The organism is Pseudomonas sp. NBRC 111130 (assembly GCF_001320485.1).
Lineage (GTDB): Bacteria > Pseudomonadota > Gammaproteobacteria > Pseudomonadales > Pseudomonadaceae > Aquipseudomonas > Aquipseudomonas vlassakiae.
Genome location: NZ_BCBG01000044.1, coordinates 24,582 through 46,710, shown reverse-complemented (window position 1 = coordinate 46,710; position 22,129 = coordinate 24,582). Strand labels below are relative to the sequence as shown.

Annotated in this window: 26 protein-coding genes and 1 riboswitch; of the genes, 12 read left to right on the top strand and 14 right to left on the bottom strand. The window is 65.5% G+C overall.

Annotated features, from left to right (window positions below; translation table 11 throughout):
* Nucleotides 1–990, bottom strand: a 990-nt coding sequence (locus APH33_RS18600) for an RtcB family protein (RefSeq protein WP_054886562.1), incomplete at its 3' end; no start/stop codon positions are given.
* Between the two features lie 92 nt (nt 991–1,082).
* A riboswitch (FMN riboswitch) is annotated at nt 1,083–1,224 on the top strand.
* An 80-nt stretch (nt 1,225–1,304) separates the two neighbouring features.
* Here APH33_RS18600 and ribB point away from each other — a divergent pair.
* The 5 genes from ribB to APH33_RS18575 all read left to right on the top strand — a co-directional run bounded on the left by ribB (nt 1,305) and on the right by APH33_RS18575 (nt 7,376).
* Entirely contained in the window at nt 1,305–1,955 is a 651-nt protein-coding gene (gene ribB, locus APH33_RS18595) for a 3,4-dihydroxy-2-butanone-4-phosphate synthase (RefSeq protein ID WP_054886561.1), read from the top strand.
* 217 nt (nt 1,956–2,172) lie between these two features.
* Nucleotides 2,173–2,415, top strand: coding sequence for an exodeoxyribonuclease VII small subunit (locus APH33_RS18590; RefSeq protein WP_008092375.1), 243 nt, complete (start codon nt 2,173–2,175; stop codon nt 2,413–2,415).
* Nucleotides 2,412–3,299 (top strand): (2E,6E)-farnesyl diphosphate synthase, encoded by an 888-nt coding sequence (ispA, locus tag APH33_RS18585; RefSeq protein WP_054886560.1) that lies wholly within the window; start codon nt 2,412–2,414, stop codon nt 3,297–3,299. The genes APH33_RS18590 and ispA overlap by 4 nt, the downstream gene beginning before the upstream one ends.
* 205 nt (nt 3,300–3,504) lie before the next feature.
* The gene (gene dxs / locus APH33_RS18580; RefSeq protein WP_054886559.1) at nt 3,505–5,400 is read left to right on the top strand and encodes a 1-deoxy-D-xylulose-5-phosphate synthase; all 1,896 of its coding nucleotides are present in this window, start codon (nt 3,505–3,507) and stop codon (nt 5,398–5,400) included.
* Between the two features lie 104 nt (nt 5,401–5,504).
* Nucleotides 5,505–7,376: a TonB-dependent receptor domain-containing protein gene (locus APH33_RS18575; RefSeq protein WP_054886558.1), complete on the top strand. Its 1,872-nt coding sequence runs from the start codon at nt 5,505–5,507 to the stop codon at nt 7,374–7,376.
* Here APH33_RS18575 and APH33_RS18570 read toward each other — a convergent pair.
* From APH33_RS18570 to nrdR, 12 genes are all read right to left on the bottom strand, one after another.
* Entirely contained in the window at nt 7,354–8,166 is an 813-nt protein-coding gene (locus APH33_RS18570) for a cobalamin-binding protein (RefSeq protein ID WP_054886557.1), read from the bottom strand. The two genes, APH33_RS18575 and APH33_RS18570, sit on opposite strands and share 23 nt — an antisense overlap.
* Nucleotides 8,166–8,585 (bottom strand): hypothetical protein, encoded by a 420-nt coding sequence (locus tag APH33_RS18565; protein ID WP_054886556.1) that lies wholly within the window; start codon nt 8,583–8,585, stop codon nt 8,166–8,168. The genes APH33_RS18570 and APH33_RS18565 overlap by 1 nt, the downstream gene beginning before the upstream one ends.
* Complete coding sequence (gene ribA / locus APH33_RS18560; protein ID WP_054886555.1) at nt 8,582–9,199, bottom strand: GTP cyclohydrolase II; 618 nt, start codon at nt 9,197–9,199, stop codon at nt 8,582–8,584. The genes APH33_RS18565 and ribA overlap by 4 nt, the downstream gene beginning before the upstream one ends.
* Nucleotides 9,200–9,463: 264 nt before the next feature.
* The gene (locus tag APH33_RS18555) at nt 9,464–10,207 is read right to left on the bottom strand and encodes an ABC transporter substrate-binding protein (protein ID WP_054886554.1); all 744 of its coding nucleotides are present in this window, start codon (nt 10,205–10,207) and stop codon (nt 9,464–9,466) included.
* 16 nt (nt 10,208–10,223) lie between these two features.
* Complete coding sequence (locus APH33_RS18550; RefSeq protein ID WP_054886553.1) at nt 10,224–10,727, bottom strand: phosphatidylglycerophosphatase A; 504 nt, start codon at nt 10,725–10,727, stop codon at nt 10,224–10,226.
* The gene (gene thiL, locus APH33_RS18545; protein WP_054886552.1) at nt 10,724–11,692 is read right to left on the bottom strand and encodes a thiamine-phosphate kinase; all 969 of its coding nucleotides are present in this window, start codon (nt 11,690–11,692) and stop codon (nt 10,724–10,726) included. The genes APH33_RS18550 and thiL overlap by 4 nt, the downstream gene beginning before the upstream one ends.
* Nucleotides 11,693–11,710: 18 nt before the next feature.
* Complete coding sequence (gene nusB / locus APH33_RS18540) at nt 11,711–12,211, bottom strand: transcription antitermination factor NusB (RefSeq protein WP_054886551.1); 501 nt, start codon at nt 12,209–12,211, stop codon at nt 11,711–11,713.
* Nucleotides 12,208–12,684, bottom strand: a complete 477-nt coding sequence (gene ribE, locus APH33_RS18535) for a 6,7-dimethyl-8-ribityllumazine synthase (RefSeq protein WP_027917814.1) — start codon at nt 12,682–12,684, stop codon at nt 12,208–12,210. The genes nusB and ribE overlap by 4 nt, the downstream gene beginning before the upstream one ends.
* 92 nt (nt 12,685–12,776) lie before the next feature.
* On the bottom strand, nt 12,777–13,868 hold the full coding sequence (ribBA, locus tag APH33_RS18530) for a bifunctional 3,4-dihydroxy-2-butanone-4-phosphate synthase/GTP cyclohydrolase II (RefSeq protein ID WP_054886550.1): 1,092 nt from the start codon (nt 13,866–13,868) through the stop codon (nt 12,777–12,779).
* Between the two features lie 18 nt (nt 13,869–13,886).
* Nucleotides 13,887–14,552, bottom strand: a complete 666-nt coding sequence (locus APH33_RS18525) for a riboflavin synthase (RefSeq protein WP_016497780.1) — start codon at nt 14,550–14,552, stop codon at nt 13,887–13,889.
* 42 nt (nt 14,553–14,594) lie between these two features.
* On the bottom strand, nt 14,595–15,725 hold the full coding sequence (ribD, locus tag APH33_RS18520) for a bifunctional diaminohydroxyphosphoribosylaminopyrimidine deaminase/5-amino-6-(5-phosphoribosylamino)uracil reductase RibD (RefSeq protein ID WP_054886549.1): 1,131 nt from the start codon (nt 15,723–15,725) through the stop codon (nt 14,595–14,597).
* A 2-nt stretch (nt 15,726–15,727) separates the two neighbouring features.
* Nucleotides 15,728–16,192: a transcriptional regulator NrdR gene (gene nrdR / locus APH33_RS18515; protein ID WP_054886565.1), complete on the bottom strand. Its 465-nt coding sequence runs from the start codon at nt 16,190–16,192 to the stop codon at nt 15,728–15,730.
* Nucleotides 16,193–16,297: 105 nt separating this feature from the next.
* Between nrdR and APH33_RS18510 the strand changes: the two genes are divergently transcribed.
* The 3 genes from APH33_RS18510 to trxA are packed head-to-tail and all read left to right on the top strand — an operon-like array spanning nt 16,298 to nt 18,314.
* A complete protein-coding gene (locus APH33_RS18510; RefSeq protein ID WP_054886548.1) occupies nt 16,298–16,750 on the top strand; it encodes a YbaY family lipoprotein in 453 nt (150 codons plus the stop codon).
* A complete protein-coding gene (locus APH33_RS18505; protein WP_054886547.1) occupies nt 16,751–17,410 on the top strand; it encodes a methyltransferase in 660 nt (219 codons plus the stop codon).
* Between the two features lie 31 nt (nt 17,411–17,441).
* A complete protein-coding gene (gene trxA / locus APH33_RS18500) occupies nt 17,442–18,314 on the top strand; it encodes a thioredoxin (RefSeq protein ID WP_054886546.1) in 873 nt (290 codons plus the stop codon).
* A gap of 127 nt (nt 18,315–18,441) precedes the next feature.
* Here trxA and APH33_RS18495 read toward each other — a convergent pair whose 3' ends face one another.
* The gene (locus APH33_RS18495) at nt 18,442–18,780 is read right to left on the bottom strand and encodes a hypothetical protein (RefSeq protein WP_054886545.1); all 339 of its coding nucleotides are present in this window, start codon (nt 18,778–18,780) and stop codon (nt 18,442–18,444) included.
* A 131-nt stretch (nt 18,781–18,911) separates the two neighbouring features.
* Here APH33_RS18495 and APH33_RS18490 point away from each other — a divergent pair, with 131 nt between their 5' ends.
* The 4 genes from APH33_RS18490 (at nt 18,912) to APH33_RS18475 (ending at nt 22,085) form a co-directional block, all read left to right on the top strand.
* Nucleotides 18,912–19,487, top strand: coding sequence for a DUF2796 domain-containing protein (locus APH33_RS18490; RefSeq protein ID WP_054886544.1), 576 nt, complete (start codon nt 18,912–18,914; stop codon nt 19,485–19,487).
* A gap of 1 nt (nt 19,488) precedes the next feature.
* Nucleotides 19,489–20,199, top strand: coding sequence for an ABC transporter ATP-binding protein (locus APH33_RS18485; protein ID WP_054886543.1), 711 nt, complete (start codon nt 19,489–19,491; stop codon nt 20,197–20,199).
* Entirely contained in the window at nt 20,199–21,464 is a 1,266-nt protein-coding gene (locus tag APH33_RS18480) for an ABC transporter permease (protein ID WP_054886542.1), read from the top strand. The genes APH33_RS18485 and APH33_RS18480 overlap by 1 nt, the downstream gene beginning before the upstream one ends.
* Before the next feature lie 144 nt (nt 21,465–21,608).
* Complete coding sequence (locus APH33_RS18475; RefSeq protein ID WP_371263258.1) at nt 21,609–22,085, top strand: DUF3299 domain-containing protein; 477 nt, start codon at nt 21,609–21,611, stop codon at nt 22,083–22,085.
* Nucleotides 22,086–22,129 lie beyond the last annotated feature (44 nt).

Here is a 22,129-nt window from a genome sequence, read left to right as displayed (position 1 = left end):
ATGGCTGCAGGAGCAGAACGATTCCTCGTTGCCCAGCCCCCGCACGATGAAGCTCCTGGCGCCCATGGAGCCAGGAATGATGCCCAACTGCCCTTTCTGCGCCGACACCGCGCCCTTGCGCGTGACCAGCACCTCGCGGCCGAAATGCTGCTCGCGCTGCACATAGTTGTGGTGGCAGTTGACCGCCTCCAGGCTTGCCTCGAACGGCTTGCCCAGCACCTTGCGGGTGGCCGCGATCACCGCCAGCATCATCAGTTCACGGTTGCGCCGGGCAAAGTCCTGCGCCCATTCCACCGCCTCGACATAGTCGGCGAAATGGCGGCTGCCCTCCTCGAAGTAGGCCAGGTCCTTGTCCGGCAGGTTGGCCAGGTGCTGGCGCATGTCGGCCTGGGACAGTTCGATGAACAGGTTGCCGATGGCATTGCCGACACCGCGCGAGCCGCTGTGCAGCATGAACCAGACCCGGTCGGCCTCGTCCAGGCACACCTCGATGAAGTGGTTACCGCCGCCCAGGGTGCCAAGGTGGTGGCGGTTGTTGGTCTTTTCCAGGCGCGGATACTTGTCGGTGATGGCCTTGAAACGCCCGGCGAGCTGGCCCCAGGCTTTGTCTGCCAGGCCCGGCACGTTGTCCCAGGCACCTTGGTCGCGTTTGCCGAAGGTCTTGCCGTGGGGCACCGCCTGCTCGATGGCGCCGCGTAGGCGGTGCAGGTTGTCCGGCAGGTCACGCGCCTGCAGCGAGGTACGCGCCGCGATCATGCCGCAGCCAATGTCGACGCCCACCGCGGCGGGGATGATCGCGCCGACCGTGGGGATCACGCTGCCAATGGTCGAGCCCTTGCCCAGGTGCACATCCGGCATCACCGCCAGGTGCTTGAAGATGAACGGCATCTTCGCTGTATTGAGCAGTTGCCGACGGGCGTCGTCTTCGACCGGCACGCCGTCGGCCCACAGTTTGACCGGCTTGCCACCGGCGACCTGGAGAATGTCCATGGGGCTGTTCCTGTTGAGCCATGCCTGCATGATACCGCCGAAGGTCTTGGAACAGCGGCTTGCCAGCAAGGTGGCACAGTGCTGTATGCTTGGCCGGTCTTCAGGGCGGGGTGAAAGTCCCCACCGGCGGTAAATCGAAAGATGAGCCCGCGAGCGCCCCGGCCATGCCGGGGGTCAGCAGATCTGGTGCGACTCCAGAGCCGACGGTCATAGTCCGGATGAAAGAAGGCGTCAGGCAGGGGCCATTCGGGCGCCCCTGCGCGCGCATTTTGTTCGCCCCGAGACGTTCATCGATCAATCACGAGGAGCGTTTCATGTCCCCTTTGCTGCAAAAACAATTTCCCAATGTCTCCGCCGCCATCGCCGCCTTCCAGGCCGGGCGCCCTGTGCTGCTGCTCGACGATGACGACCGCGAGGACGAAGCCGATATCGTCGCCGCTGCCGAGAACCTGTCGCTGCAGACCATGGCCATGATGATCCGCGATTGCAGCGGCATCGTCTGCCTGTGCCTGGACGAAGCCACTGTCGACGCCCTGCAGCTGGCGCCGATGGTGCAGAACAACCAGGCCCGTCACGGCACCGGCTTCACCGTCACCATCGAGGCAGCCGAAGGCGTGAGCACCGGCGTTTCCGCCCAGGACCGCATCACCACCATCGAAGCGGCGCTGCGTTCGACCGCCGAGCAACGCCATATCGTCAGCCCGGGCCATGTATTCCCGCTGCGCGCGCGCGATGGGGGTGTGCTGACCCGTCGCGGGCATACCGAAGGCTCGGTGGACCTGGCGCGCCTGGCCGGCCTGCGCCCGGCCGCGGTGCTGTGCGAGCTGATGAACCCCGATGGCAGCATGGCGCGCGGTGAGCAGGTGGCGGTGTATGCGCGGCAGTACAACCTGCCGGTGCTGACCATCGAGGAACTGGCGCGGTGCCGTGAGGCCATGGTGCAACTCGAGGCCGAGCCAGCCTGATCCCTGTGGGAGCGGCCTTTTGTCGCGAAAGGGCCGCACAGCGGCCCCAGAATTTCAGCGTAAATGCAGAAATTGCAGGGCTGCTTCGCAGCCCTTTCGCGACACAAGGCCGCTCCCACAAATTTGCGCGTTAACTGATCAGCAAGTCGGATGTTTGCTCCCCCCGCCCCGCTCTGCTAACGTCGCGCCGTTCTGACCCGCCACCGAGACTGTCGCCATGGCCCGCAAAAAAGCCTCCATCGATTTCGAACAATCCCTCGCCGACCTGCAAGCCCTGGTCGAGCGCCTGGAGAACGGCGAACTGTCGCTGGAAGACTCGCTGGCCGCGTTCGAGCAAGGCATCGCCCTGACCCGCGACTGCCAGGGCGCCCTGGCCCAGGCCGAACAGAAAGTGCAGATCCTGCTGGAACGTGACGGCGAACTGGCCGCGCAGCCGTTCGATGCGGAGCCAGAGGCATGATCACTGCTTACCAGGCCAGCTGCCAGGCCCGTGTCGACGCCGCCCTCGAACCGCTGTTCGTCGCCCCGACCAGGGAGCTGGAGCGGCTTTACGCCGCCATGCGCTACAGCGTGATGAACGGCGGCAAGCGCGTGCGCCCGCTGCTCGCCTATGCCGCCTGCGAAGCCCTTGGCGCGCCAGCCGAGCAAGCCAACGGGGCGGCCTGTGCGGTGGAACTGATCCACGCCTATTCGCTGGTGCATGACGACCTGCCGGCCATGGACGACGACGACTTGCGCCGTGGCCAGCCGACTACCCACAAGGCCTTCGACGAAGCCTGCGCGATTCTTGCCGGTGACGGTTTGCAGAGCCTGGCGTTCAGCGCCCTGCTCGACCCAACCCTGAGCCCGCAAGCCGACAGCACCCGCCTGGCCATGGTCCAGGCCCTGGCCAAGGCCGCAGGCCCTGCGGGCATGGTCGGCGGCCAGGCCATCGACCTCGGCTCGGTCGGCCTGAAGCTGGACCAGCAGGCCCTGGAATTCATGCACCGGCACAAGACCGGCGCCCTGATCGAAGCCAGTGTGCGCCTCGGCGCCCTGGCCAGTGCCCGCGCCGAGCAGGCACAACTGGATGCCCTGCAGACTTATGCACAGGCCATCGGCCTGGCCTTCCAGGTGCAAGACGATATCCTCGACGTGGAAAGCGACACCGCCACCCTGGGCAAGCGCCAGGGGGCTGACATCGCCCGTGACAAACCGACCTACCCGGCCCTGCTGGGGCTGGAAGCCGCCAAGGCCTACGCAATCGAACTGCGCGACCAGGCGCTGGTCGCACTGCAAGGGTTTGGCGAAAATGCCGAGCCGCTGCGGGCGTTGGCACGCTATATCGTCGAGCGCCGTCACTGATTGAGTGGGGCCGCTTTGCGGCCCTTCGCGGGCAAGCCCGCTCCCACACGGACTTCACTGGCCGTGAAGACAGTGGTAATCCTGGGGGAGCGGGCCTGCCCGCGAAGGGCTGCAAAGCAGCCCCAGCAGCACCCGCATGAATGGGCAGCTTTTCCCACAATGGGGTAAACTGCCGCGTCTTCACACACCTATAACGACTCGCCTGATGCCCACGACGTTTCAAGAGATCCCCCGCGAACGCCCGGTCACGCCGTTGCTCGACCGCGCTGACACGCCTGCCGGCCTGCGCCGGCTGGCTGAAGCCGACCTGGAGACCCTGGCCGACGAATTGCGCCAGGAGTTGCTCTACACCGTTGGTCAGACCGGTGGGCATTTCGGCGCCGGCCTGGGCGTCATCGAGCTGACGATCGCTCTGCACTACGTCTTCGACACCCCGGACGACCGGCTGGTGTGGGACGTTGGCCACCAGGCCTACCCGCACAAGATCCTTACCGGGCGCCGCAAGCGCATGCTCAGCCTGCGCCAGAAGGACGGCATCGCCGCCTTCCCGCGCCGCAGCGAGAGCGAGTACGACACCTTCGGCGTCGGCCACTCCAGCACCTCGATCAGTGCCGCGCTGGGCATGGCCATCGCCGCCCGCCTGCAGAACAGCGCACGCAAGTCGATCGCCGTGATCGGCGACGGCGCCCTCACTGCCGGCATGGCCTTCGAAGCGTTGAACCACGCTCAGGAAGTCAACGCCGACATGCTGGTGATCCTCAACGACAACGACATGTCGATTTCGCGCAATGTCGGCGGCCTGTCCAACTACCTGGCCAAGATCCTCTCCAGCCGCACCTACGCGAGCATGCGCGAGGGCAGCAAGAAGGTGCTGTCGCGCCTGCCCGGTGCCTGGGAAATCGCCCGCCGCACAGAGGAATACGCCAAAGGCATGCTGGTGCCGGGCACGCTGTTCGAAGAGCTGGGCTGGAACTACATCGGCCCGATCGACGGCCATGACCTGCCGACCATGATCGCCACCCTGCGCAACATGCGTGACCTCAAAGGCCCGCAGTTCCTCCACGTGGTGACCAAGAAAGGCAAGGGCTTCGCCCCCGCCGAGGTCGATCCGATCGGCTACCACGCCATCACCAAGCTCGAACCCGCCGACAAGCCGGCTGCGCCGAAAAAGGTCAGCGGGCCGAAGTACTCTGCGGTGTTCGGCCAGTGGTTGTGCGACATGGCCGCCGCCGACAACCGCCTGGTGGGCATCACCCCGGCGATGAAGGAAGGCTCCGACCTGGTCGATTTCAGCGAACGCTTCCCCGAGCGCTACTTCGACGTGGCGATCGCCGAACAGCACGCGGTGACCCTGGCCGCAGGCATGGCCTGCGAAGGCAGCAAGCCAGTGGTGGCGATCTACTCCACCTTCCTGCAGCGCGGCTACGACCAGCTGATCCACGACGTAGCGGTGCAGAACCTCGATGTGCTGTTCGCCATCGACCGTGCCGGCCTGGTCGGCGAAGACGGCCCGACCCATGCTGGCGCCTACGACCTGTCGTACCTGCGCTGCATTCCCGGCATGCTGGTGATGGCCCCGAGCGACGAGAACGAACTGCGCAAGATGCTCAGCACCGGCCACCTGTACAACGGCCCGGCCGCTGTGCGCTACCCGCGTGGCACCGGCCCGAATGCACCGATCAGTGGTGACCTCGAACCGTTGGAGATCGGCAAGGGCGTGGTTCGCCGGCAAGGTGAAAAGGTTGCCCTGCTGGTCTTCGGCGTGCAGTTGGCCGAAGCCCAGCAGGTTGCCGAGCAGATCAACGCCACCGTGGTCGACATGCGCTTCGTCAAACCACTGGACGAGGCCCTGGTGCTGGAACTGGCTGCCAACCATGAGCTGCTGGTAACCATCGAAGAAAACAGCATCATGGGTGGCGCCGGGGCTGCCGTGGGCGAGTTCCTGGCCCGTGAGGGCGTGGTCAAGCCGCTGCTGCATCTGGGGCTGCCGGACATCTATGTCGAGCATGCCAAGCCGGCGCAGATGCTGGCCGAGTGTGGGCTGGATGCTGCTGGCATCGAGGCTTCCGTCAAAGCTCGAATGGCCAAGCTCGGCCTTTAGGACCTATTCGCGGGCACGCCCGCTCCCACAGAGAGCTCACCGCCCTCAAGGCCGGTGATGCCCATGTGGGAGCGGGCATGCCCGCGAATGCTTTGGAACTGCCAATGAAAAATGCCGCCTGTGCTGCGCTACTCTGCGCCCCCACGATCCTGCTGGCCGCCGAGCGCGACGACGCCCTCAAGCTCCCCGACACCCTGATCAGCGCCAACCGCCAGGTCGAATCGCGCACCGCCACCAGCGCCGCCAACACCGTCTTCACCCGCGCCGACATCGACCGCCTGCAACCCAGCAGCGTGACCGACCTGCTCACCCGCGTGCCCGGCGTGCAAGTCGCGCCCACCGGAGGCCGCGGCAGCCTGCCTGGCATCTTCATCCGCGGCACCAAGGCCGCCCAGAGCCTGGTGCTGGTCGATGGCGTGCGTATCGCCAATGCCACCTCCGGCGACAGCGGCCTGCAATTTCTCGATGTCGACCAGATCGAACGCGTCGAAGTGCTGCGCGGTTCGCGCTCGGCGGTGTATGGCAGCGATGCCATCGGCGGGGTGATCCAGATCTTCACCCGCCGCAGCAGCGGCCCTGGCCTGCAACCCCGCCTGCGCCTGGCGGCAGGCAGCAACCAGACGTTCCAGCGCAGCCTGGGGCTGTCCGGCGGTGACGATGCTACCCGTTTCAACCTCGGCGCCAGCCTCGATGAAACCGCTGGCATCGACTCGACCGGCCCGTCGTTTGCCAGCGACGGCGACCACGACGCCTACCGCGACAAGTCGCTCACCCTGAGCCTGAGCCATACCTTCGACGAGCGCTTCGAAGCCGGCCTGAACCTGCTCGACAGCCGCGGCCGCAGCGAATACGACAACCCGTTCGGCCGCTTCGACCCGGTCACTTTCGAAAGCTTCGGGCAAAAGCCCTACACCGACTTCAGCGTCAGCAGTCTGGGCAGCTATCTTGACGCTCAGCTCAACGATGCCTGGCATTCGCGCCTGGAGCTCGCCCACAGCGAAAACCGTGACGACAAGCGCGACAAGCTGAGCGACGAGCGTTTCGTGTTCAACACTTACCGTGACCAGATCACCTGGCAGAACGACCTGAAGCTGGCCGAGCAACACAACCTGTTGCTGGGCGGTGACTGGTACGAAGACCGCGTGCACGGCAGCACCGACTTCAGCGAAGACAGCCGCTGGAACCGTGCGGCCTTCATCCAGCACCGCTACAGCGGTGAAGACTTCTCCACCGAGCTGGGTGTACGGCACGACGAGAACCAGCAGTTCGGCGGCCAGACCACCTGGAGTGGCAGCCTCACCATACCGCTGAATGCCCGCAATGACGTGCTGCTGTCCTATAGCGAAGGCTTCCGCGCCCCGACGTTCAACGACTTGTACTACCCGCAGTACAGCAACCCGGACCTCAAGCCCGAGCGTTCGAAGAGCTATGAAGTGCAGTGGCGCAGCCAGCTGACCCATGACAGCCGGCTGGAGACCTCGCTGTACCGCACCGACCTGCGCGACGCGATCATCTTCGGCCAGGACTCGATTCCGCAAAACGTCGCCTCGGCGCGTATCAACGGCCTGGAGATGGCACTGGACCAGCAATGGGGCGAATGGCGCAGCCAGCTTGGCCTGGCGCTGATCGACCCACGTGACCGCGACAGTGGCCATACCCTCGCCCGCCGCGCCCGCCGCACCTTGAGCCTGGACCTGGATCGCCAGTTCGAACGTTTAAACGTAGGCGCCAGCTGGCAGGCCGTGAGCGCCAGCTACGACGACGAAGCCAACCGCAATCGACTCGGCGGCTACGGCTTGCTGGGCCTGCGTGCAGGCTGGCTGGCAAGCGAGGAACTGAAGCTGGAAGTGAAGCTGGATAACCTGCTGGACAAGGACTACAGCCGGGCGCTGTACAGCTTCGATGGGGCCAGCTACGGCTACCGCGAAGAAGGCCGCACTGCGCTGTTCAGCATCACCTGGACGCCGGCACTCTAGCCGCCAGCAGCGCGCACAAGCGGGCGGTGGCTTCGATCATCTGCCCGCTGGGCCGCTCCAGGCCTTTGTCCGGCACCACCAGCAAGCCCTCGCCGGCCACCGCGCTCAGCCGCGGCCAGGCCTTCCAGCTCGCCAGCTGCGCCTTGTCACCCGCCAGGATCACCTGCGGGTCACGCATCAGCACCGACTCGACATTCACCTGCGGTGCCGGCTGGCTCAGATCGGCAAAGACATTGCGCGCCCCACACACCGCCAAGGCATCGCTGACCACCTGCCGCCCGCCCAGGGTGTACAGCGGCCGATCCCACACCTGGTAGAACACCCGCAACGGCTGCTCGCGCCGGTATTCCTGGCGCAGCTGCCGCAGGCGCTCGCGCAACGCCTGCACGTAGGGCCTGCCTTGCTCGCCCCGCCCGACACGCACGGCAATTGCCTCGATCTGCTCGATCAGCTGATTCAGGTCGTGGGGTTCGGCGCTGTAGGTGGCAATGCCCAAGCGCTTGAGCTGGTCGCGCTGGGCGGGTGCCACGCTACCGGGCCAGAGCAGCAGCAGGTCAGGCTTGAGACTGAGCAGGGTTTCCATGTCCAGCTGGCCCTGGCGCCCGACCGAAGGCAGCCGTTGCAGCGCTTGCGGTCGCTCGCCGCCGTCAAGCACCCCCACCAGCAGGTCATCGGCGTGCAGTTCGAGCATGATTTCGCTCATCGACGGCGCGAGGCTGACCACGCGCAAAGGCTCGCCGGCCCTTGCGCCAAGGGCCAGCAATGCCAGCAGGCAGAGCAGGATGCGCATCAGCCCAGCTGACGCGGAATGCGGTAGAGGTAGAGCAGCACCACGGTGGACAGCGCGAGGAGGATCTGCGGCACCGCCTCCAGCCCGACCAGCACCGACAGCGCAGCGACCCAGGCCGGGAAGCAGGCAAACAGCATGGCCATGCGCCGCACCCGCGCCAGGATGATCCAGGCGGCGGGCTCTTCAGCCGTGCCCAGCACCTTCGAGGTGGCGATCAGTGCCCGCTTGTAGGCGCCGAAACGCGGCAGGCTGAGGAACATGGTCGCGGCACCGGCGATGAACAGCGGCATCGCCAGCACCGGGATCAGTGCTTCGCCGCCGCCAAAGGCCCAGGCCATGACCGGCAGCGGCACCAGGCCAACCGCCAGGTACTGCCACCAGGCCAGCGCCAGGCGCCGCTTGACCTCGCCGCGAGTCACGCCTGGGGCGCCTCGCCCTGGTGTTCATTACCCAGCATGTGGCCAAGCTTGCCGGCCTTGGTCGCCAGGTAGTAGCGGTTGTGCGGGTTGTGCCCGGTGTGCAGAGGCACGCGCTCGGCGACCTTGATACCCATGTCGGTCAGCGCTTTGACCTTGCGCGGGTTGTTGGTCATCAGGCGCAGCGATTTCACACCCAGGTGCTCGAGCATCGGCAGGCACATGGCGTAGTCGCGCTGGTCCGCGGCAAAGCCCAGGCGCTCGTTGGCCTCGACGGTGTCGGCACCACCATCCTGCAGCTCATAGGCACGGATCTTGTTCAGAAGGCCGATGCCGCGGCCTTCCTGACGCAGGTACAGCAGCACGCCACGGCCTTCACGGGCGATCGCCTGCAGCGCGGCTTCCAGCTGCGAACCGCAGTCGCAGCGCTGGCTGAACAGGGCATCGCCGGTCAGGCACTCGGAGTGCAGGCGCCCCAGCACCGGCTCGCCGTCGGCGATATCACCCAGGCTGAGCACGACGTGCTCACGGCCAGTGGCTTCGTCGAGGAAGCCATGCATGGTGAAGATCGCAAAGGGAGTCGGGAGTTTCGAGGCGGCAACAAAGACGACGGGCACGTTGTGCTCCTGGATTAAGTAGGAAATTTCTCGTGAGCCGATTGTATCAGCAGGTCGCTGCGTGTGCGCTCGTTGAATACCGTGGCTTAAGATCGAAAAGTTCGATGCTTAGTCGGGGGCTGGCACTCGCCTGGGCCTTACACGACCCATGTGGGAGCGGGCGTGCCCGCGAACACCGGCAGCGCCGGTGCCATCCACCGCGTCGCCTGCTTCGCGGGCATGCCCGCTCCCACAGGAGGCCGCGCAGGCCATGAAACAGTGGTCTTACTGTGGCTTGCTGTCCGCCGTGAAGGGATACGGCTGCTTCCAGTGCTCGAAGATCGGCTTCAGCTCGCCGCTGTGCACCAGCTCGGCCATGCGTTTGTCGAACAGGTCGCACAGGGCTTTGGCGTGCTCGTTTCTGGAGAACGCCAGGTACAGCGGCAATTCGGCCACATGGGTGCTGCGAAAACGCTCCGGCTGCGAGGCCTGCCCGAGCACATAGTCGACTTCGGTCTGCGCATCGATGTAGAAATCCACCCGCTCATGCTCAAGCATCGGCAGGATGCCTTCGCGGCGCTGGATTTCGCGGAAGTTGTGCGCATTGGGCAGGTAACTGCCGTAGTCATAGCCGCGCACCCAGGCCAGGCGGTACTGGCCGACGGTGGCCAATGTCGGCACCGGCTTGCTGGCCAGGCCCAGGGCGTAGATGTGGTCCATATCGAAATGCCAGCGCGGATACAGGTTGTCGTCGTTCTCTTCCTTGTACGACCCGACCCAGGCATCGGCCTCGCCACGCTTGACCAGGCCGACCGCGCGGCTGTACGGCGCACTCTGGGCCACCACCTTGACCCCGGCAGGCTCGAACACCTTGCGCAGCACATCCCAGGCCACACCGCTGCCATCGGCATTGGTGTAGTCGATCCACTCTTCGCTGACCAGGTGAATCTGCTTCGGTAACGCATCGGCCGCCACCGCCCAAGGGGCAAGGCTCAGCATCATTGCCAGCAGCACAGTCCTTATGGCCATCGAAACGCTCCCTGCTTCAGCCTACCGCCCACACCAGAATCTGCATGCCCAGCCAGGCAAATACACCGGCCAGGATATCGTCGAGCATGATCCCGACACCCCCGTGCACATGGCGATCGATCCAGCGAATCGGCCATGGCTTGAGGATGTCGAAGAAGCGGAACATCAGGAACCCCGCGAGAAGCCACTGCCACCCTTCCGGCACCAGCCACAGGGTGATCCACATGCCGACCATTTCGTCCCAGACAATGCCTTCATGGTCGTGCACACGCAAGTCGTTGGCGACCTTGCCGCACAGCCAGAAGCCGAACAGCATGGTCACGCCCAGCAACAGCCAGTAGCCCCAGTCAGGCAGCATCTGCCACAGCGGGATGAACGGGATCGCTACCATCGAGCCCCAGGTGCCGGGCGCCTTGGGCAGGGTGCCGGAGCCGAAGCCGAAAGCGATGAAGTGCCACGGGTTGCGCCAGACCGATGGCGGAACGAACTCCGCAGGCACCTGGTTGGGGTGGTCGGTCACGGTGTCTCCCTAAAGTGTTGATAGCCCCGTTGAACCGGGGTGATGTCCTGGCCCTGCGGGTCGCGCAGGGTCACGCCCTGGCCTTCGAGCACGCGGCCGATGACATGCAACTCGGCGAAACCGAGGTCGGTCAGCGGCGCGAGCGCCGCAGGTGGCAGGGTGAAGGCCAGTACGTAGTCGTCGCCGCCGGTGAGCGCTGCCCGCCGGGCCGCATCATGGCCAAGGAAGGCTTCCAATGCAGGAGACACTGGCACCTGCATCAGGTTCACCTCGAGTGCGACCCCGGACGCCTTGGCAATATGCCCGCAGTCGGCGAGCAGGCCATCGGAAATATCCAACGCCGCCGTGGCCCGGCCGCGCAGCAGCTGGCCCAGGTGGAGCTGAGGCATCGGCGACCAGTAGTGCTGGAGCAGCGGCTCGGCCAGCTCCGCCGGTGCCTCGCGCTCACCCAGGACCAGCGGCAACGCCCCTGCCGCCTTGCCCAGCGAACCACCTACACACAGCAGATCGCCCGGCCGCGCGCCGCTGCGGCGCAACGCCTGGCCGGCCGGCACGCGGCCGAACACGGTGACGGTGATGCTCAGCGGGCCGCGGGTGGTATCCCCACCGATCAAGCTCATGCGGCAACGCTGGGCCATGCGGCTGAGGCCGTCGGCATAAGCCGCCAGCCAGTCGGCGCCGACATCAGGCAGGGTCAGGGCAAGGGTAAAGCCGATCGCCGTCGCGCCCATGGCTGCCAGGTCACTGGCCGCCACAGCCAACGAGCGCTGACCAAGCAGCAGCGGATCGCAGACAGCAGGGAAATGCACCCCGGCGACCAGGGTGTCGGTCGACACCGCCAGTTGTTCACCGGGTGGAAGGTCCAGCAGGGCACAGTCGTCGCCGATACCCAGGGCCACGCCCTCACCGCCCTGCGCACAAGGCGCGGCGGCGAAGTAATGGTTGATCAGCTCGAACTCACCCATGGGCAGGCAGCGCCGGGATCAGCGCTTGTTCGCCTTGACTTCTGCTTCACGCAGGGCCGGGGCGAGCTTGTCCAGCACACCGTTGACGAACTTGTGGCCATCAGTGGCGCCGAAGACCTTGGCCAGTTCCACGCCTTCGTTGATCACCACGCGGTACGGTACGTCGACGCGCTTGATCAGTTCCCAGGTGGACAGGCGCAACACTGCCAACTCGACCGGGTCGAGTTCTTCCAGGGCGATGGCCATGCAAGGCACCAGCGCCTTGTCGATTTCGCCCTTGATCGCCGGGACCCCGTGGAGGATCTCGCGGAAATAGGCACCGTCGACATCGGTAAAATCGTTATCGACCCGGAACTGCGCTTCGATCTCGTTCAGCGAATGCTGGGCCATGTGCCACTGATACAGGGCCTGGGTCGCGAGCTTGCGGGCTTCGCGGCGCTTGGCGCTTTTCGAGGGCTTGCCGGCATCCGCAGGTTTTGGATCGCGCGGGTTGAAACGATCGCTTTCGTCGCTAATCACTTGGCCTCCAACTGCGCCAGCAGGCTGACCATTTCCAGAGCGGACAGGGCAGCTTCACCGCCTTTGTTGCCAGCCTTGGTGCCGGAGCGTTCGATGGCTTGTTCGATGGAGTCGACGGTCAGAACGCCGAAGGCCACCGGTACGCCGAACTCCATGGACACCTGGGCCAGGCCCTTGGTGCATTCGCCCGCCACGTATTCGAAGTGCGGGGTACCGCCACGGATCACGGCGCCCAGGGCGATGATCGCGTCGTATTCGCCTTGCTGGGCGACTTTCTGTGCCACCAGCGGGATTTCGAAGGCGCCCGGGGCACGGATGATGGTGATGTCGCTTTCGCTGACACCGTGGCGTACCAGGGTATCAACGGCGCCGCTTACCAGGCTTTCGACAACGAAGCTGTTGAAGCGGCCAACCACCAAAGCATAGCGACCTTTGGGGGCGATGAAGGTACCTTCGATGGTCTTCAGGGTCATTCCGATATTCTCATCTTCAAGAGCGAGGCCGCTTACAAGCGGCCTCGACAGGGGTCTGGACTCGAGCTTAAGGGCGTCAATGCCGCCTCAAGTCACTCGGAGGGCACGTATTCTACAACTTCCAGATCGAATCCGGATATCGCATTGAACTTCATCGGCGAACTCATCAGGCGCATCTTGCGCACGCCAAGGTCGCGCAGGATCTGCGAACCGGCACCGACGGTGCTGTAGGTGGTCGGCGCCTTGGTCGGTGCATCACCCGCACTTTCGCGGATGTGCGCCAGCAGCACGTCACCGTCCAGCGGGTGGCCCAGCAGCAGCACCACGCCGCTGCCCGCCTCGGCCACCGCGGCCATGGCCGCGCGCAGGCTCCAGCGGCCAGGCTGCTTGACCAGCAGCAGGTCGCGCAGTGGGTCCATGTTGTGCACGCGCACCAAGGTCGGCTCTTCGGCGCAGATATTGCCCAGGGTCAGGGCCATGTGCACGTCGCCTTCCACCGAGTCACGGTAGGTGACCAGGTTGAACTCGCCCAGCTCGCTCTCGATCGGCTGCTCGGAGACGCGCTGCACGGTGCGTTCGTGGATCATGCGGTAGTGGATCAGGTCGGCGATGGTGCCGATCTTCAGGCCGTGCTCGGCGGCGAACACTTCCAGTTCGGCGCGACGCGACATGGTGCCATCGTCGTTCATCACTTCGCAGATCACGCCGCTCGGCTCGAAGCCGGCCATGCGCGCCAGGTCGCAAGCCGCTTCGGTATGGCCGGCGCGGGCCAGGGTGCCGCCCGGCTGGGCCATCAGCGGGAAGATGTGGCCTGGGCTGACGATGTCTTCGGCCTTGGCGTCCTTGGCAGCGGCCGCCTGCACGGTACGTGCGCGGTCAGCGGCGGAGATGCCGGTGGTGACGCCTTCGGCGGCTTCGATCGACACGGTGAACTTGGTGCCGAAGCCCGAACCGTTGCGCGGCGCCATCAGCGGCAGTTTCAGGGTTTCGCAGCGCTCGCGGGTCATCGGCATGCAGATCAGGCCCCGGGCGTGCTTGGCCATGAAGTTGATATGCTCAGGCAGGCAGCACTCGGCCGCCATGATGATGTCGCCTTCGTTCTCGCGGTCTTCGTCATCCATGAGGATGACCATTTTGCCCTGGCGGATGTCTTCGACCAGTTCTTCGATGCTGTTGAGCGCCACTCGGCACCCCCTTCTCAATCAGGATTTCAAGAAGCCGTTGGCGGCCAGGAAGCTTTCGGTGATGCCACTGCCCTTGCTCGGTTCAGCAGCCTTGTCGCCCAGCAGCAGACGCTCCAGGTAACGGGCCAGCAGGTCGACCTCAAGGTTTACCCGACGCCCTGCGCGGTAGTCGGCCATGATGGTTTCGGACAGGGTGTGCGGGACAATGGTCAGCTCGAATTCGGCGCCATTGACCTCGTTGACCGTCAGGCTGGTGCCGTCGACGGTGATCGAACCCTTGTGGGCGATGTACTTGGCCAGCTCCTTGGGCGCACGCACGCGGAACTGGATGGCGCGGGCGTTATCGCTGCGCGAGATGATTTCGCCGACGCCGTCGACGTGGCCGCTGACCAGGTGGCCGCCCAGGCGGGTGGTCGGGGTCAGGGCCTTTTCCAGGTTTACCTTGCTGCCGCTCTTGAGGTCGATGAACGCGGTGCGCTTGAGGGTCTCGACACTGACGTCGGCCCAGAACCCGTTGCCCGGCAGCTCGACGGCGGTCAGGCACACGCCGTTGACGGCAATGCTGTCGCCGAGCTTGACGTCACCCAGGTCGAGCTTGCCGGTTTCGACGTAGACGCGCACGTCACCGCCCTTGGGGGTCAGGCTGCGGATGGTGCCGATGGATTCGATGATGCCGGTGAACATGGGGACTTCCTCAGAAACGGGTCGCGCGGGGCAAGCCCGGCATTATACGCCGGGCGCCGGCAGAGGGATGGCCGTGACCCGCCAGTCATCGCCCACTGCGCGCATTTCGGTGATTTTCAGCCGTGGTGCCTGGCTCATCTTCTGCAGCGGCCAGTCCAGCAACGGCCGGGCCTGGGAACCGAGGAATGTGCCGGCGACGAACAGCTGGTATTCGTCAATCAGGCCCAGCTGGGCAAAGGCGCCGACCAGGCTGGCACCGGCCTCCAGGAGGACCTCATTGACGCCGCGGGCGGCCAGCGCCTGCAGCAGCGCCGGCAAGTCTACCTGGCCATTGTCGCCCGGCAGGCTGAGCAGTTCATGGCCGGCAGCGGCATAGCGCACGTCATCTGCGACGGCAGTGACCACCAGCGCCGGGCCGGCCTGGAAGAACGGCGCGTCCAGCGGCAAACGCAGGCGACCGTCGACCAAAACGCGCAACGGCGTGCGGCTCAGTGCCAGGGCGGTGGTTTCGGCGTCCAGCCCCAGTTCGCTGCCCCGCACGGTCATCCGCGCGTTATCGGCCAGCACGCTGGCCGCACTGGTCAGCACCACACTGGAACGGGCGCGCAGGCGCTGCACTGCCGAGCGGGCAGCCGGCCCGGTGATCCACTGGCTTTCGCCGCTGGCCATGGCGGTGCGGCCATCCAGGCTCATGGCCAGCTTGGCGCGGACGAATGGCAGGCCGTGTTCCATGCGTTTGAGGAAGCCAGGGTTGAGGGCGCGGGCTTCGGTTTCGAGCACGCCGCTGGCCACGACGATGCCGGCTTCTGCCAGGCGCCGCAGGCCTTGCCCTGCGACTTGCGGATTGGGGTCCTGCATGGCCGCGACCACCCGGGCTACGCCAGCCTTGACCAGCGCCTCTGCGCACGGCGGCGTGCGGCCATGGTGGCTGCACGGCTCCAGGGTCACGTAGGCGCAGGCACCACGGGCCAGTTCGCCGGCCTGACGCAGGGCATGCACTTCGGCATGCGGCTCGCCGGCACGCACGTGCCAGCCTTCACCGACCACCTCGCCATCGCGGACGATCACGCAACCCACTCGCGGGTTGGGGTGGGTGGTGTACACACCCTTGCGCGCCAGCTCCAGCGCGCGGGCCATGTAATGGGCGTCGAGGATCGCGGTCTGGCTGGGCATGCTCACTCTTTGGCCGGCTCGCGGGCCAGGCGGTCGATTTCTTCGCGGAATTCGTCGAGGTCCTGGAAGCGCCGGTACACCGAGGCAAAGCGGATATAAGCCACTTCGTCGAGCTTGCGCAGCTCGGCCATGACCATTTCGCCTACCACCAGGGACTTGACCTCGCGCTCGCCAGTGGCGCGCAGGCGGCTCTTGATATGCGCCAGCGCCGCTTCCAGGCGCTCGATGCTGACCGGGCGCTTCTCCAGCGCTCGCTGCATGCCGGCACGCAGCTTCTCTTCATCGAAAGGCTGGCGCGTGCCGTCTTGCTTGATCAGCCGGGGCAGCACCAGCTCGGCGGTTTCGAAGGTGGTGAAGCGCTCGCCGCAGGCGACGCATTCACGGCGGCGGCGCACCTGTTCGCCCTCGGCGACCAGACGCGAGTCGATGACCTTGGTGTCGTTGGCACCGCAAAAGGGACAGTGCATGGTGGCAGGCAACAAAAAAAGGGAGGGCCATGGTAGCGCATTGCACTGGCAAGACAAGCCAAAGGGGTTAACATCCATACAATTCTGCCCGTGAAGGACCCACCCATGCATCTTCGTGCGCTCGTCGTGCTGTGCTGCGCTTCCCTGCTCGCCGCCTGCGGCAGTGACCGCCCCAAGCCTGAAGCAGCCCCCGCACCAGCAGTGGCCAAGGTGGCGAAAAACGCCGAACCGCTTGGGCCGCTGCCGGCCTATCAGCGTGAATTGAGCGGCACCTTGCTGGAAATCCCCGCCGGCGCCGACGTCGAGCTGGCGCTGCTGGTCATCGACGACCGCGACCGCCCGCAACAGCTTTTGGCCAGCAGCAACCTGACCGGCACCGGCCAGGCCCTGCCGTATCACTTGCGTTTCAACCCCGAGGCCTTCCCGGCCGGCGCCCGCGTCGAGCTGCGCGGCCGCGCCAGCAGCTCCGGCCAGTTGATCATGCATCTGGCCCCCGTGCGGATCCTCCAGGCCCAGACCCAGGCCACCGGCCCGCTGCGCTTCGAGAAGATGCCGTAAGTGGCGCCGCTTGCCCTGCAACAGGCCCTCAGCGGCCTGATCGGTGAAGCGCGGCTGGTCGTCAGCCATCTGCCAGAGTGCGAGCTGAAGCTGTGGCTGATCGATGATCAGAACATGGACCGCGCCTTCAGCAGCGAAGAAACCCGGCGCATCCTCGAAGAACCACCGTACTGGAGCTTCTGCTGGGCCAGCGGCCTGGCCATGGCCCGCTACCTGGCGGCACACCCCGAGTGGGTCGCCGGCAAGCGCGTGCTGGACTTCGGAGCCGGCTCCGGCATCGCCGGGATCGCGGCAGCCCGGGCCGGGGCGCTGGAAGTGGTCGCCTGTGACCTTGACCCGCTGGCCTTGGAAGCCTGCCGTGCCAACGCCATGCTCAACCATGTCGAGCTGGGCTATAGCAGCGATTTTTTCGCCGAAGCCGACCGCTTCGACCTGATCCTGGTCGCCGACGTGCTCTACGACCGCGCCAACCTGCCGCTGCTCGATGCCTTCCTTGGCCGAGGCCGCCAGGCACTGGTGGCCGACTCACGTGTCCGTGATTTCAGCCACCCGCTGTACCAGCAGCTGGGCGTGCTGGACGCCTTGACCCTGCCAGACCTGGCCGAACCGCACGAATTCCGCCGGGTCAGCCTGTACCATGCCAGCCGCGAGCCTTTATAGTGGTGCCATTCACGGATTTGCGAGAGTCGCGATGAGCCAGGACACCCCATATATCTTCGATGCCACCGATGCCACCTTCCAGCAACTGGTGATCGAGAACTCCTTCCACAAGCCGGTGCTGGTGGACTTCTGGGCCGAGTGGTGCGCGCCGTGCAAGGCGCTGATGCCGCTGCTGGCAAAGATCGCCGAGGGTTACCAGGGCGAACTGCTGCTGGCCAAGATCAACTGCGACGTCGAGCAGCAGGTAGTCGCCCAATTCGGCATCCGCAGCCTGCCGACCGTGGTGCTGTTCAAGGATGGCCAGCCGGTTGACGGCTTTGCCGGTGCGCAGCCGGAGTCGGCGATCCGCGCCATGCTCGAGCCGCATGTGCAGATGCCCGCCGCACCGACCGCTTCGCCGTTGGAGCAGGCCAAGGCGCTGTTTGCCGAAAGCCGTTTTGCCGAGGCCGAGGCTGCGCTGCAAACACTGCTGGGCGAAGACAACAGCAATGCCGAGGCATTGATCCTGTATGCCCGCTGCCTGGCCGAACGTGGCGAACTGGGCGAGGCCCAAGTGGTGCTGGATGCGGTCAAGACCGACGAGCACAAGGCGGCACTGGCCGGTGCCAAGGCCCAGCTGACCTTCCTGCGCCAGGCCGCCAGCCTGCCGGAAGTTGCCGACCTGAAGAGCCGCCTGGCGCAGAACCCGCAGGATGACGAGGCGGCTTACCAGCTGAGCGTTCAGCAGTTGTCGCGCCAGCAGTACGAGGCGGCGCTGGACGGGTTGCTGAAGCTGTTCCAGCGCAATCGTGGATATGAGAACGGGTTGCCGCAGAAGGCGATGCTGCAGGTGTTCGAACTGCTGGGCAGTGATCATCCGCTGGTGAGCGTATACCGCCGTCGATTGTCTTCGGCGATGTTCTGAATTTGAAATTGCCGGGGCCGCTTTGCGGCCCTTTCGCGACACAAGGCCGCTCCTACAAGGGCACGCGGTCTCGTGTAGGAGCGGCCTTGTGTCGCGAAAGGGCTGCAGAGCAGCCCCAGAAAGGACCTCACCCCACCCAGTGATACACCGGCGCATCCACGCCACTTTCCACCTTCACCTCACTGCTGTGCCGCAAGCGCACCAGCAACCGCTTGCCCGCCGCCGTACTGCCGGCCAGCCCTTCCAGCCGATCGAGCAACTCCGGCCCGCTCATCTGCCCGGCCAGGCGCAGCACCTCACACGCCGCGTGCCACTGCCCATCATCCTGGCGCGGCGCCGCTGCCGCTGCAGCTACCGGCTCAGCCACCGGCACCTCGATCTGCCGCCCCAATTGCGCCCACTCCTGCGGCTCCAGCTCGATGGTCAGGTCCACCGGCCAGTCACCAATCTGTCCACGAATTCTCACGATGCGTTCCTTGAGCTCAAGTCAATGCAGCCATGCTACCGCAACATGAAACCTGCGCCACGCAGGCTGGCGGCGCCAAGAAAAGTTGTTATAACATAACCCAATCTTCCAGCCCGCTCCCGGAGTCGTTCATGCGTCGTCTGCTGCTCGCCCTGCCCTTCGCCCTGCTGCCCCTGGCCGTGGCCCACGCCCACGACGAACATGACCACGATCACGCCCACGGTACCCTCGGCGCCCACGAGCATGGTGTGGCCAGGCTCAACGCCGTGCTCGACGGCAACACCCTGGAACTGGAGCTGGACAGCCCGGCGATGAACCTGGTCGGCTTCGAGCACATGGCCAGCAGCGATGCCGACAAGGCCAAGGTTGCCGCGGTGCGCCAGCAGCTCGAACAACCCCTGAAGCTGTTTGCCCTGGCCTCGTCCGCCGGCTGCAAGGAAGACCAGCAAGAACTGGAAAGCCCGCTGTTCGGCGACGCGGCCAAGGCTGACGACGACGGTGACGAGCATGAGAAAGGCCACGTGCACAGCGACATCAATGCCCACTATCAGCTGACCTGCGCCACCCCGGAAAAGCTCAACCAGATCGACCTCGCCCCGCTGTACAAAGCCTTCCCGGCCACCCAGAAGATCAACGTGCAACTGATTGGCCCGAACGGCCAGAAAGGCGTCGAAACTTCGCCCGCAAAGGCCGTGGTCGCATTCTGAAATGAGCCAGGCGTTGATTGAACTGCAAGGTCTGGTGTTCGCCTGGCCCGGCCAGGCGCCGCTGCTGGATATCCCGGCATTCCGCCTGGAGGCCGGCGAAGCGCTGTTTCTCAAGGGCCCCAGCGGCAGTGGCAAGACCACCCTGCTGGGCCTGCTCGGCGGGGTCAACCGGCCGGGACAGGGGCGTATCCAGCTGCTCGGCCAGGACCTCGCCCTGCTCGGCCAGGGGGCACGTGACCGCTTCCGGGTCGACCACACTGGCTACATCTTCCAGCAGTTCAACCTGCTGCCGTTCCTCTCGGTGCGCGAGAATGTCGAGCTACCCTGCCGCTTCTCGCGCAGCCGCGCCGAACGGGCCATCCAGCGCCACGGCAGCGTCGACCAGGCCGCCAGCGAGCTGCTTGCGCACCTGGGCCTGGGGAACCCGACGCTGCTCGCACGGCGTGCCGACAGCCTGTCGATCGGCCAGCAGCAGCGCGTTGCGGCTGCTCGCGCACTGATCGGCCAGCCGGAACTGGTGATCGCCGACGAGCCGACCTCGGCACTGGATGCCGACACCCGTGAGGCCTTCATCCGCCTGCTGTTCGACGAATGCCGCGCGGCCGGTTCCAGCCTGCTGTTCGTCAGCCATGACCAGAGCCTGGCACCGCTGTTCGACCGTCACCTGTCCCTGGCCGAACTCAACCACGCCGCCAAGCCCCGGGAGGCCTGATGTACCTGCTCCGCCTAGCCCTGGCCAGCCTGGCCAACCGCCGTTTCACCGCCTTCCTCACCGCCTTCGCCATCGCCCTGTCGGTATGCCTGTTGCTGGCGGTCGAACGGGTGCGCACCGAAGCGCGCGCCAGCTTCGCCAGCACCATCAGCGGCACCGACCTGATCGTCGGTGCCCGCTCGGGGTCGGTGAACCTGCTGCTGTACTCGGTGTTCCGCATCGGCAACGCCACCAACAACATCCGCTGGGACAGCTACCAGCACTACGCCCAGGACCCACGGGTCAAGTGGGCGATCCCGATTTCGCTGGGCGATTCGCACCGTGGCTACCGGGTGATGGGGACCACCACCGATTACTTCAGCCACTACCAGTACGGCCGCAAGCAGCATCTGCAGCTGAGCCAGGGCCGTGAATTCGCCAGCGACCCGTTCGAAGTGGTACTCGGCGCCGAAGTGGCCGACGCGCTGCACTACAAGCTTGGCGACAAGCTGGTACTGGCGCACGGTGTCGCCGCGATCAGCCTGGTCAAGCATGACGACAAGCCGTTCACCGTGGTCGGCGTGCTCAAGCGCACCGGCACGCCGGTCGACCGCACCCTGCACATCAGCCTCGGCGGCATGGAGGCCATCCACATCGACTGGCACAACGGCGTGCCGGCTCGTGGTGCCGGGCGCATCAGTGCCGAACAGGCGCGGACCATGGACCTGCAGCCAGCGGCCATCACCGCGTTCATGCTCGGCCTGAACAACAAGATCGCCACCTTCAGCCTGCAGCGCGAGATCAACGAGTATCGCAACGAGCCGTTGCTGGCGATCCTGCCTGGGGTGGCCTTGCAGGAGCTGTGGAGCCTGATGGGCACTGCCGAGCAGGCGTTGTTCGTGGTCTCGTTGTTCGTGGTGCTGACCGGCCTGATCGGCATGCTCACGGCGATTCTCACCAGCCTCAACGAACGCCGCCGGGAAATGGCGATCCTGCGTTCGGTGGGCGCGCGGCCATGGCATATCGCCGGGCTGCTGGTGCTGGAAGCGTTAGCCCTGGCCGTCACCGGCATCGCAGCGGGGCTGGGTTTGCTGTACGCGGGCATCGCCCTGGCCCAGGGCTACGTTCAGGCCAACTACGGGCTGTATCTGCCTCTGGCCTTGCCCAGCGCACATGACTGGACATTGCTGGCCATCATCCTTGGCGCTGCGCTGCTGATGGGCAGCGTACCGGCCTGGCGTGCCTATCGGCAGTCGCTGGCCGATGGCCTGTCCATTCACCTCTGAGTCCGTGCAATGATCCAGCACCTCACTGCCATTTTCGCGGGTAAACCCGCTCCCACAGGGTTCTGCGCAGGCCTCAACTCTTGCAGAGGGGCCGCGAACAGGCGAGCACTGCAGATAGGGTTGATCCTGCTGCTGACAGTGTCGATGCCCTTGTGGGCCGCCGAACCCAAAGAGCTGGATTGGCCTGCGCTGATCCCCGAAGGCGCGCCGGTCATCCCGCCACAACTGGCACCGCTGCACGACATGTCGCAGTTGAGCGATGCGCTGTCGGCCGAGTCGGCCCCAGCTGCACGCCAGCAGGCACCTGATGCCCCAGTGGTGAAAAGCCTCGACGGCCAGCAGGTCAAGATCCCGGGCTACATCGTGCCGCTGGAGGTGAGCGAAGAGGGGCGCACCACAGAGTTTTTGCTGGTGCCCTACTACGGCGCCTGCATCCATGTGCCACCGCCGCCGTCGAATCAGATCGTGCATGTTTCCAGCGAAATGGGTGTGCGCGTGGAGGACCTCTATCAGCCCTACTGGATCGAGGGAAAGATGCAGGTTAGAGCCTCCAGCAGCGAATTGGCCGACGCCGGATACCAGATGGAAGCGGAGAAAATATACGCTTATGTTCTCAAGTGAGAACTGTGTCGGATTCATGACGACGCTTCTTTGAGCTGGGTCAA